Source organism: Sphingomonas sp. (genome assembly GCF_035758555.1).
In the GTDB taxonomy this organism is placed as follows: domain Bacteria; phylum Pseudomonadota; class Alphaproteobacteria; order Sphingomonadales; family Sphingomonadaceae; genus Sphingomonas_B.
This window is the reverse complement of sequence record NZ_DASTXI010000107.1, coordinates 1-7,231: the sequence shown is the minus strand read 5'-3', so window position 1 is coordinate 7,231 and position 7,231 is coordinate 1. Positions and strand designations below refer to the sequence as shown.

Annotated in this window: 7 protein-coding genes; 3 read left to right on the top strand and 4 right to left on the bottom strand. The window is 66.8% G+C overall.

The genetic code is table 11. The features are described 5' to 3' along the window. Positions 1–8: 8 nt before the first annotated feature. Positions 9–1,574 carry a lysine--tRNA ligase gene (locus VFT73_RS06525; RefSeq protein WP_326409364.1) on the bottom strand — a complete coding sequence of 522 codons (1,566 nt, stop codon included), beginning with the start codon at positions 1,572–1,574 and terminating at the stop codon, positions 9–11. Positions 1,575–1,627: 53 nt separating this feature from the next. On the opposite strand from VFT73_RS06525, the gene VFT73_RS06520 reads away from it, so the two are divergent. From VFT73_RS06520 to VFT73_RS06510, 3 genes are read left to right on the top strand one after another with little or no spacing between them, the layout of a single operon-like run. Beyond that, on the top strand, positions 1,628–2,203 hold the full coding sequence (locus tag VFT73_RS06520; RefSeq protein WP_326409363.1) for a Uma2 family endonuclease: 576 nt from the start codon (positions 1,628–1,630) through the stop codon (positions 2,201–2,203). A gap of 37 nt (positions 2,204–2,240) precedes the next feature. Continuing rightward, positions 2,241–4,961 carry an ATP-dependent DNA helicase gene (locus VFT73_RS06515; RefSeq protein ID WP_326409362.1) on the top strand — a complete coding sequence of 907 codons (2,721 nt, stop codon included), beginning with the start codon at positions 2,241–2,243 and terminating at the stop codon, positions 4,959–4,961. Further along, positions 4,958–5,494: a SixA phosphatase family protein gene (locus tag VFT73_RS06510; protein ID WP_326409361.1), complete on the top strand. Its 537-nt coding sequence runs from the start codon at positions 4,958–4,960 to the stop codon at positions 5,492–5,494. The genes VFT73_RS06515 and VFT73_RS06510 overlap by 4 nt, the downstream gene beginning before the upstream one ends. Before the next feature lie 409 nt (positions 5,495–5,903). Here VFT73_RS06510 and VFT73_RS06505 read toward each other — a convergent pair whose 3' ends face one another. The 3 genes from VFT73_RS06505 to VFT73_RS06495 all read right to left on the bottom strand — a co-directional run. Next, a complete protein-coding gene (locus VFT73_RS06505) occupies positions 5,904–6,263 on the bottom strand; it encodes a MerR family transcriptional regulator (protein WP_326409360.1) in 360 nt (119 codons plus the stop codon). Between the two features lie 112 nt (positions 6,264–6,375). Continuing rightward, positions 6,376–6,696: an integration host factor subunit alpha gene (locus tag VFT73_RS06500; protein ID WP_326409359.1), complete on the bottom strand. Its 321-nt coding sequence runs from the start codon at positions 6,694–6,696 to the stop codon at positions 6,376–6,378. A gap of 73 nt (positions 6,697–6,769) precedes the next feature. Continuing rightward, the coding region (locus tag VFT73_RS06495) for a 3-oxoacyl-[acyl-carrier-protein] synthase III C-terminal domain-containing protein (RefSeq protein ID WP_326409358.1) at positions 6,770–7,231 on the bottom strand (462 nt) is incomplete at its 5' end.

Genomic DNA, 7,231 nt, shown 5'->3' with positions numbered 1-7,231 from the left:
ATTTGAGACTAGGCCAGCGCTTCCGCGATCAGCTTGCGGGTATTCTCGATCCCATAGAGCGCGATAAAGCTGCCCATGCGCGGGCCCTGGGACGAGCCCAGCAGTGTTTCGTACAGCGCCTTGAACCAATCGCGAAGGTTCTCGAACCCGCCCTCGTTGCCGATCGCATAGACGATGTTCTGGATATCCTCGGCCCTGGCGTCGGTGGGGAGCGCGGCCAGCTCGCGGTCGAGCCGTTCCAGCGCCGGCACCTCCACGCCTTCGGGCTTGCGCCGCTTCAGCGTCGGCGCGACGAAATCGCGGTTGTAGGCCAGCGCTCGGCCGATCAGCTTGCTCAGCTCCGGATACCGCTCCGGGGAGGCATCGGCGACGTAATTGCCGAGATAGCCCCAGACCTGTTCCTTGGTCGCATCGGCGCCCATTACGCCGACCAGGTTCAGCAGCAGCCCGAACGTCACTGGCAGCGGCTCGGCCGGAACATTGCCGTCATGGATATGGTGGACCGGGTTGCCCAGCTGCTGTTCGACCGGCTGGGTCGGATAATTGCCGCGGAACTGGAAATAATCGTCCACGGCGCGCGGGATCACGCCCATGTGCAGTTGCTTCGCCTTTTTCGGCTCGCGATAGGCGAAGAAGGCCAGGCTCTCCTCAGGCCCATAGGTCAGCCACTGCTCAAGGCTCAGCCCGTTGCCCTTGGACTTGGAGATTTTCTCGCCCTTCTCGTCGAGGAACATCTCATAGTTGAAACCTTCGGGCGGGCGGCCGCCCAGCACGCGCGCGATCTTGCCGGACTGGATCGTCGAATCGATCAGGTCCTTGCCCGACATCTCGTAATCGACGTCCAGCGCGACCCAGCGCGCCGCCCAGTCGACTTTCCATTGCAGCTTGGCCTGCCCGCCGAACACCGACTGCTCGACCGTCTGGCCCTCGTCCTCGAACCGCACCAATCCCTGAGCCGGATCGAGCACCTCGACCGGCACCTGCAGCACCACGCCGGACCTGGGGCTGACCGGCAGCACCGGCGAATAGGTCGCCCGCCGCTCGGCGCGCAGCGTCGGCAGCATCACGTCCAGGATCGCCTGATACCGCTCCAGCACGGTCCGCAGCACGGAATCGAACCGGCCCGAGGTATAATATTCTGTCGAGCTAGCGAACTCATACTCGAACCCGAACCGGTCGAGAAAGCGCCGCAGCATCGCATTGTTGTGATGCGCAAAGCTCTCATATTCGCCGAACGGGTCCGGGATGCGCGTCAGCGGCTTGCCCAGATACTCCCGCAGCATCTCCTGGTTCGGCACATTGTCCGGCACCTTGCGAAGCCCGTCCATGTCGTCCGAAAAGGCGATCAGCTTGGTCGGGATGTCGGACAGCGCATGGAAGGCATTGCGCACCATCGTCGTGCGCAGCACTTCGTTGAACGTGCCGATGTGCGGCAGGCCCGAGGGGCCGTAACCGGTCTCGAACAGCACATATCCCTTGGCGGGCGCCTCCTTCTCGACGCGCTTCAGCAGCTTGCGCGCTTCTTCATAGGGCCAGGCCTTGGATTGCATCGCGGCGGCGCGGAGATCGTTCATGGCATGCGCCTTTGCCGATTTGGAATGCAGGCCGCAAATGTTATGAGGAGGCCATGAGCGAGTTCCAGGCCATGAGCGGGTCCAATCCCGTCAAACTGACGATCCGGGACTATGAGCTCCTGCAAGCGTCGGGGGCGCTCGACCGCTATGCGCGGGTGGAGCTTGTCGAGGGGGTTATTGTCGAGGTGAACTCGGAGTGGAGCAGGCACGCCAAGGCGAAGAACGAAATCAGCTATCGGCTGCGCGATGCCTTACGTGCGATGGACGCGACGCTCATCGCTTTGTGCGACGTGACGATCAGACTATCGGACCACAGCCTTCCGGAGCCGGACGGGATCGTCAGCAGTCCTTTCGCGGGATCGGCGGAATACATCCCGGGTGACCTGGTGAAGCTCGCCATCGAGGTCGCGGATACGAACAGGGCCGGCGCACTCGGCTATAAATACGAACTCTACGGCGATTACGCGCTTCCTGAATATTGGATCGTGGACCTTCGCGACGAGCGTATCCATGTTTTCTGGGAGCCCAAGGCGCACGGCTACCGGCGGCAGGAAACCATCGCGCTCGGGGATCGGCTCGATAGCCGGACCATTCCCGGCCTGAGCATCGAGACAGCCAGCCTCTACTAGTGTTGCCAATCTGTTCCACTTGCCTCATGCCGGGGCGGTGACCCCGCTCCCCTATCCCGCGCTGCACGCCAGCCATGCCGGCATCTGGATCGCCGCGCCCGACGGGGAGGCGCGCGCGGTCGGGCGCGGAGAGGCGATTGCGCGGGCGGCGGATACGCCGATGATCCTGCTGAACGCGCCGTTGGTCGCCGCGCGGCTCGGCTATCCGGAGCTGTCGGGGCTCGACCTGCTGGAGCTGTTCGCCTTCGTGCACCCGGCACGCTTCTCGGTGCCGACGGCGAAGGGTCTCGCCCGTGCCATCGGGCTCGGGCCGCCCGCCGACGATGCGAGCGCCGCCACCTTCCTGCTCCGTGCCGCCGAGAGGTTGCTCGCGCGGATGGAAGCACCGGACTGGCACGAGCGCGAAGGCGCGTGGACCTCGGCCCAGTCGCTCGGCCGGCTGCGCTGGCCCTGGGCGGCGGCGGTGTCGCGCGTCGTCGCCCGGCCGGAGCGGCAGGAACGCTGGCTGTTCGCGCGGCTGCCCGAATGGGAGGAAAAGCCACCGCGCGCGCCGCCGCGCACGATCCACGTGCCGCCTGCCGCCGCCGCCGACCGGCTCGACGAGCTGACTGGTCACGGCGCCGAGGAACGGCCCGGCCAGCGCGCTTATGCCGAGGCCGCCGCCGCTGCGTTCGGCCCTCGCGCGTCCAATGATTCGCCCGCGCTGCTGCTGGCGGAGGCCGGCACCGGCATCGGCAAGACGCTCGGTTACCTCGCTCCCGCGTCGCTCTGGGCGCAGGAGGCCGACGGCGCGGTCTGGGTCTCGACCTTCACCAAGGCACTCCAGCGCCAGCTCGACCGCGAAGGCGAAAAGCTGTTCCCCGATCCACGCACGCGCCGCGACAAGATGGTCGTGCGCAAGGGACGGGAGAATTACCTTTGCCTCCTGAACCTGGAGGATGCGCTGCAGGGCGGCTTCGGCGGCCGCGCGGCGATCCTGGCGCAACTGGTCGCGCGCTGGGCCGCTTACTCCAGGGACGGTGACATGGTCGGCGGCGACCTGCCGGGCTGGCTGCCGACCCTGTTCCGCCGCAACGGCTCGACCGCGCTGACCGATCGGCGCGGCGAATGCGTGTTCGCGGGCTGCCCGCACTATCGCAAATGCTTCATCGAGCGCGCCTCGCGGGCCAGCGCCGATGCGGAGATCGTCGTCGCCAACCATGCGCTGGTCATGGTCAACGCCGCGCGCGGACGGGAAGCGGCGAATCGCCCCACGCGCCTGATCTTCGACGAAGGCCATCACTTGTTCGAGGCCGCCGATTCGATGTTCTCGACCGCGCTGACGGGTCAGGAAACGATCGAGCTGCGCCGCTGGGTGACCGGCCCCGAAGGCAATGCGCGAGGCCGGCGGCGCGGGCTAGCCGCGCGGCTGTCGGACGTCGCCAGCTATGACGAGGAAGGCGGTCGGGCGATCGCCGCTGCGTCCAACGCGGCGCAGGCGCTGCCGTCCGACGGGTGGCTCCAGCGCCTCGGCGAAGGCCAGCCCTTCGGCGCGATCGAGGCCTTGCTCGCGGCCGTCCGCGGCACCGTCTACGCGCGGGCGGCCGCCGAGGATGCCGGCTATGGGCTGGAGACCGAGCTGGTCGACCCCGACGGCGCCCTGGTCGAGGCGGCCGGCAACGCCGCCGCCGCGCTGGAGGCGCTGCACCGGCCCTTGGTCCAGCTCGGCCGCCGGCTGGAAGCGGTGCTGACCGACGCGCCTGACTGGCTCGATGGCCAGGCACGGGCGCGGATCGAAGGCGCGGTCATGTCGCTCGGCTGGCGTATCGACACGCTCGCCGGCTGGATCGCGCTGCTCGGCCGCGTCGGTGGGCCGGCGGATTCGGATTTCGTCGACTGGCTGGCGGTCGATCGCGCGGAGGGCCGCGAGTACGACGTCGGCCTGCATCGCCATTGGCTCGACCCGACCCGCCCGCTCGCCGAGCTGGTGCTGAAACCCGCGCATGGCGTGATCGTCACCTCGGCGACGCTGTCGAACGGCGACTGGACCGCGGCCGAGGCGCGGGCCGGCGCGTGTCACCTGTCCCGCCCGCCGCTCCGCTTCGAGGCGCCGAGCCCGTTCGACTATGCCGGCCAGGCCGAAGTGCTGATCGTCACCGACGTGAAGAAGGGCGACATTCCCCAGCTGGCCGGCGCCTATGCGAGCCTGATCGCGGCGGCGGGCGGCGGCGCGCTCGGCCTGTTCACCGCAATCCGTCGGCTGCGCGCGGTCCACGCCCGCATCGCCGACCGGCTCGCCCGCGACGGGCTGCCGCTCTTCGCCCAGCATGTCGATCCGATCGACACCGGCACGCTCGTCGACATCTTCCGCGACGATCCGCACGCCTCGCTGCTCGGCACCGATGCGCTGCGCGATGGCGTCGACGTGCCCGGCCATTCGCTGCGGCTGGTGGTGATGGAAGGCGTGCCCTGGTCCAAGCCGACGGTGCTCCATGCCGCGCGCAAGCTGGCGCAGGGCGGCAGCGCCTACGAGGAACGTATGGTGCGAGCGCGCCTCGCCCAGGCATTCGGCCGCCTGATCCGCCGCGCCGACGATCGCGGCGCGTTCGTGCTGCTGTCGAGCGCGTGCCCCTCGCGGCTGCTCACCGCCTTTCCGGCCGGCACGCCGATCCGCCGCGTGACGCTTGCCGAGGCAGTGGAGCAGGTGCGATCCCGACTTTCCTCCGCTCCGGTTTCCGGGCATTCGGGACGGGAGGATGTGCTGACGGGGGGAATATGAGGACACTCACCCTGCTGCGCCACGCGAAGTCGGGCTGGGAAGATTCCGTGCAGCGCGATTTCGACCGGCCGCTGAATGCGAAAGGCAAGCGCGCGGCGCGGACGATGGGCGAGCATTGCCGGCGCGAAGGGCTGGCCTGGGATCACGTGATTTCCTCCCCCGCCGTCCGCTGCATCGAGACGCTCGACGCCTTCTGGGAAGGCTATGGCCGGACGCTGAAGCCGGTCTGGGACCGCCGCGTCTATCTCGCCTCCTGCGTCCACCTGCTCGACGTGCTGAACGAAGCCCCGGCCGAAGCGCAGAACCTCCTCCTGTGCGGCCACAATCCGGGCATGGAAGATCTGGCGCTGATGCTTACCCCTGACGACGGCGACGCGATCCGCGATTCGGTGGAAGACAAATTCCCGACCGGCAGTGTGGCGGTTCTCGCATTTGAGGTAGAATGGGAAGAGTTGGCGGCGCGCAGCGCGCGGTTGGAAAAGTTCGTGCGGCCGAGAGACCTTGATCCGGCGCTGGGACCCGGTCAGACATAACTACGCAGCTGCGCAATCCAGGTGTTGCGCACTGGCAACGGGGGAGGCAGCCTTGGGGTCCCTAATTCTCTATGTCATCATTCTTGTGGTGCTCACGATTCCCATCGTGAACATATTCGTGCGAGCCGGGCTGAACGGTGCCTTGGGCTTTCTGACCCTTATTCCTGGGATTGGGATTTTCATTTCGATCGGCATACTCGCGTTCCGTGAGTGGCCGAATGAACCTGCGGGATACAGGTGACCCGATGGAGACCCTTATTGATCTGGCCCTTTACGCCTTTTTCGCCTGCTGCTGCAGCCTGATATGCCGGAAGGCGGGACTGAACGCGCTATGGGGCGTGTTGGTCTTCATCCCGCTGCTGAACGTGATCGCCCTATATTATATCGCATTTGCCCGATGGCCGCGCTTTCAGGATTCAGAGTAACGCGCCGCGTCCTCTGCCAATGCGTCCGCCAATAGCGCGCGAATGCGTTTCAATTCGGCAACGGACAGAGCTTGAGGAGCCGGATCGGCGCGCACAGCGTCAGCCCCCTTCTCCTCCAGCAGTTTCTGGACGCCTTTGATCGTATAGCCTTCGCGGTTCAGCAGCCGATCGATCCGCTTTGCCAGCGCCACGTCGGCGGGGCGGTAATAGCGGCGGTTGCCGGCGCGTTGCAGCGGACGGAGCTGCGGGAAACGCGTCTCCCAATAGCGCAGGATATGCTGCGGAAGCCCGAGCTCCTCAGCCAGTTCGCCGATCGTGCGAAATGCCTCTTCGGATTTGTTCATGCGCTCAAACCCGTTCGCTTCGAGCGAAGTCGAGAAGCGGGTTCGGCGCGGAGGTGCGTTTCTCGACTTCGCTCGAAACGAACGGACCTTTTGTGGCGCCTATCAGCCAGCCTCACCCTGCGACGATGCGGTCGCGCAGCATCTGGCTGGCGCGGAAGGTCAGCACGCGGCGCGGCGCGATCGGCACTTCGACGCCCGTCTTCGGATTGCGGCCGATCCGCTCGCCCTTGTCGCGCAGCACGAAGCTGCCGAAACCGGAGATCTTGACGTTCTCGCCGTTCGACAGCGCCTCGCACATATGCGCGAGGATGCGCTCGACGATGCTGGCCGATTCGGCGCGGGACAGGCCGACCTGCCGGTGCAGCGATTCGGCCAGGTCCGCCCTGGTCAGCGTGCCCGGGTCCGTTCGGATCATCGGATCGGCCTCAGCCATAAGAGTCCCCCTCAAAGCTTATCCACAAGAAACCCGATTCCGGGCCCGAAATCAATGCGCATACGTTAAATAGCTAAACGCGCAGGACTGACGCGCCCCAAGTAAATCCGCCGCCCATTGCTTCCAGCACCACCAGATCGCCGCGCTTCACCCGCCCGTCCTTGACGGCAGTGTCGAGCGCGAGCGGCACCGAGGCTGCCGACGTGTTCGCGTGCTGGTCGACGGTGACGACGACTTTCTCCGGCGGCAGGCCTAGCTTCTTCGCGGTCGCGTCGAGGATGCGGGCATTGGCCTGGTGCGGCACCACCCAGTCGACATCGGATGCATCGAGGCCGGCGGCGTGCAGCGCTTCGTTCATCACCGCGGCGAGGTTCACCACCGCGTGGCGGAACACTTCGCGGCCCTTCATCCGAAGCTTGCCGACCGTGCCGGTGGTCGACGGACCGCCGTCGACGTAGAGCAGATCGTTGTGCCGACCGTCGGCGTGGAGGCGCGTCGCGAGCACGCCGCGCTCGCCTTCCTCCGCGCCCAGCAC

Bases quoted from the DNA above. Each gene is read 5' to 3' on its own strand.
- VFT73_RS06525 (WP_326409364.1), bottom strand. From the start codon at position 1,574: ATGAACGATCTCCGCGCCGCCGCGATGCAATCCAAGGCCTGGCCCTAT.
- VFT73_RS06520 (WP_326409363.1), top strand. From the start codon at position 1,628: ATGAGCGAGTTCCAGGCCATGAGCGGGTCCAATCCCGTCAAACTGACG.
- VFT73_RS06510 (WP_326409361.1), top strand. From the start codon at position 4,958: ATGAGGACACTCACCCTGCTGCGCCACGCGAAGTCGGGCTGGGAAGAT.
- VFT73_RS06505 (WP_326409360.1), bottom strand. From the start codon at position 6,263: ATGAACAAATCCGAAGAGGCATTTCGCACGATCGGCGAACTGGCTGAG.
- VFT73_RS06500 (WP_326409359.1), bottom strand. From the start codon at position 6,696: ATGGCTGAGGCCGATCCGATGATCCGAACGGACCCGGGCACGCTGACC.